Source organism: Phenylobacterium sp., assembly GCF_031412415.1.
GTDB lineage: Bacteria > Pseudomonadota > Alphaproteobacteria > Caulobacterales > Caulobacteraceae > Phenylobacterium.
On the sequence record NZ_JANOCX010000255.1, the window covers coordinates 1 to 2,865 of the forward strand.

Consider the following 2,865-nt stretch of genomic DNA (forward strand, 5'->3'; position numbering starts at 1 on the left):
GCCATCTTCAGCATCTCGTCTTCCAGGACCACCGAGTTGCCGTCGAGGGTGGTCTCGGAGTCCCGCGCCTTCACGGGCTTGAACTGGCCGCCAAGGCCCTTCTTGGCGCTGGGCGAGACCATGTGGCCGGGCTGGGTCACCGACTGGACCTGAGCCATGGCCACGCCCTTCATCTGGGCGTCGAAGTTGAAGGCCTTGATGTCGGAGGGCGTGAAGCCCGGCGTGTCGGAATTGGCCACGTTCTGCGAGATCACGCGCTGGCGCTCGCTGAGGTGGCCCAGCCGGCCCTTCAGCATGGCGAACAGCGGGATTTCGGCGAGATTCATGGCGCTCATGGTGAAGAAACAGGGTTAACCGCGCCTTAAGGAGCCGTGGGGCACACCCTTGAACCAACCCTGCTATCCCCCTTCCCGCCCTCGGATTCGCCCCTCCCCGATGGACTTCGCCGAACTCGTCCGCGCGGCTTTCGCGCTCGCCCTGACCCTGGGCCTGATCGGCCTGGCCGCGGTGGGGCTGCGTCGCTTCGGCCCTGACGCCATGGCGCGGTTTTCGCCCACCCGGAAGGAACGCCGCCTGGCCATCGTGGAGAGCCTGGTGCTCGATCCGAACCGGCGGCTGGTGGTGGTGTCGCTGGATGGCCAGGAACGCCTGCTGCTGTTGGGCGAGGGTCAACTGCTCCCATCGCCCCGCGCGCCGCGCAAACCCAAGGCGACGCCCGATGCGTAAGGCCTTCTTCGCCCTGTTCAAGCTGAACGCCGCCGACTGGCGCCGCGCCGCGGGTCTCTCGGTGCTGGCCACCCTTGCGGCCATGATCTTCCCGGCCGTGGCGGCGGCCCAGGCCGTGAACATCGACCTGGGAACAGGGGCTGGCCTGACCGAGCGCGTCGTCCAGCTCATGGGCCTGCTGACGGTGCTGTCGCTGGCGCCGTCGATCGTGATCATGACCACGTCCTTCGTGCGGATCATCGTGGTGCTGGGCCTGTTGCGCACGGCGCTGGGCCTCCAGCAGAGCCCGCCGAACGCGGTGCTGATCAGCCTGGCGCTGTTCCTGACGGCCATCGTCATGGGCCCGACCCTGCAGCGGTCCTACGACGAGGGCATCAAGCCCTTGATGGACCAGCAGATGGAGATCCCGGCGGCCTTCGACGCCGCCAGCGCGCCGGTGAAGACCTTTATGCTGAGTCAGGTGGACCGCGAGGACCTGGCCCTGTTCATCCGCCTATCGAAGATCGAGCGCCCGGCTACCATCGCCGACACGCCGCTGCAGGTGGTGACGCCGGCCTTCATGATCTCGGAGCTGAAGCGCGCCTTCGAGATCGGCTTCCTGCTGTTCATCCCGTTCCTGGTCATCGACCTAGTGGTGGCCAGCGTGCTGATGAGCATGGGTATGATGATGCTGCCGCCGGTGGTGGTGTCCCTGCCCTTCAAGCTCATCTTCTTCGTCCTGGTGGACGGCTGGCGGCTGGTGGCGGGGAGTCTGGTCGAGAGCTTCCAGCGCGGGGGCGGTGGGGGCTAGCCCTTCGCCGCGGGCGCGCCCGCGGCAGCCTGTTTGGCCGGAACCGCGGCCTTGGCCGGGCCCACGGGCGCGGGCTTCTGGCGGAAGCGGACCTTCATCTTGTCGACCCAGCCGGCGAAGGCCTCGTTGTCGGCGGTGACGCGGCCGAAGTCGGCGGCCTGGAGGCGGCCGGACGGCACGCCGGTCAGGGCCACCCGCAGCGCCTCGGGGTTGCGGGCCTGGTCGTAGAAGCCGCTGTAGCGCTGGTGCATCCGGGCGAGGGCGGCGTCGTCGCCGGCCAGGCTGAAGGCGACGCCAGCGCGGAGCAGCTTGCCCTCTTCCTCGGCCGACAGGGCGCCGGGCTGCTTCCAGCGGTCGCCCAGGCCCTTCTCGAATAGGCCGCCTGCCGTGGGCCAGTCCCTCTGTTTCCAGACCACTTCGGCGCGCAGGTCGGCGGCCTCGCGGGACGGATCGCGGTCGATCACCTCCAGGGCGTGATCCAGGCGGCCGAGCCCCATGAGGGCGCGCGCCTCCACCAGGCGGCGTTCGTTGTTCAATGCGGTCGGCAGGATGGTGGTCCGCGACCCGTTGATGACCTGCAGGGCCCGCTCGGGCTTGCGGTCCATCAGATAGATGAGGGCAAGGTCCGTGGAGACCTGGGCGCGCGGCACGCCGTCAAGGCGATTGTCGGCCTGGTAGCTGAGAAGCGTGGCGGCCTGGTCCAGCAGGTCGACATCGACCAGCCGGCGAACCAGCTTGCGCACCATCAGGTCGCCATCGGCGCCGAGCGGCGTCTGCTCCTTGAAGTCGAAGAACAGGGCGAGCGCCTGGATCGGCTCCAGGCCATCGGCCGCGCCGTCCAGGAACAGGGCGCGGAACGCGGCGGCCAGGTCGGCCTGGAGCTGGAGCGCGGCCGGCAGGTCGGGCAGTCGCTGACCGGCCGAGCGCAGGGCTTCCAGCGCCTCGCGATAGCGGCCCTGGTTCAGGTAGAGCTGGCCTAGCGCACGGATCGTCTCGAGTTCCGTGGCGTCGCCGCGCCAGCGGTAGCGCAGGCCGTCGAAGACGTTGGCGGCCTGGAGCGGGGTTATCTTGTTCGTCTCGAGCCGGATCTGGGTGGCGTGCAGCAGGGCCGGCGCCGACAGGCTCTCGATCGGCGCGCCGGCGACGGCGGCGTAGATGCGCAGCGCGCGCTCGGTATGTCCCTGGGCCTCGACGACCTGGGCCTGGACCAGTCGGGTCGCCAGCTCTTCCAGCGGCTCAGTCCTGTCCATCAGCGCCAGGCGGATGCGGCCGTCGGCGCCCGTAAGGTCGCCGAGCGCGAGCGCGGCCTGGGCGTCGGAGCGGGCGAAGCGAGCCTTCCACATGGGCGA

The 2,865-nt window shown here is 69.5% G+C and carries 4 protein-coding genes; 2 read left to right on the forward strand and 2 right to left on the reverse strand.

Features of this window, described 5'->3' with window-relative positions:
- On the reverse strand, positions 1-326 hold a 326-nt coding region (locus tag RMO04_RS12545; RefSeq protein ID WP_309645120.1), incomplete at its 3' end, for a flagellar basal body protein.
- Between the two features lie 109 nt (positions 327-435).
- Between RMO04_RS12545 and RMO04_RS12550 the strand changes: the two genes are divergently transcribed.
- Positions 436-726, forward strand: a complete 291-nt coding sequence (locus RMO04_RS12550) for a flagellar biosynthetic protein FliO (protein WP_309645121.1) — start codon at positions 436-438, stop codon at positions 724-726.
- On the forward strand, positions 719-1,516 hold the full coding sequence (gene fliP / locus RMO04_RS12555; RefSeq protein ID WP_309645122.1) for a flagellar type III secretion system pore protein FliP: 798 nt from the start codon (positions 719-721) through the stop codon (positions 1,514-1,516). The genes RMO04_RS12550 and fliP overlap by 8 nt, the downstream gene beginning before the upstream one ends.
- Here fliP and RMO04_RS12560 read toward each other — a convergent pair.
- The coding region (locus RMO04_RS12560; RefSeq protein ID WP_405041497.1) for a tetratricopeptide repeat protein at positions 1,513-2,865 on the reverse strand (1,353 nt) is incomplete at its 5' end. The two genes, fliP and RMO04_RS12560, sit on opposite strands and share 4 nt — an antisense overlap.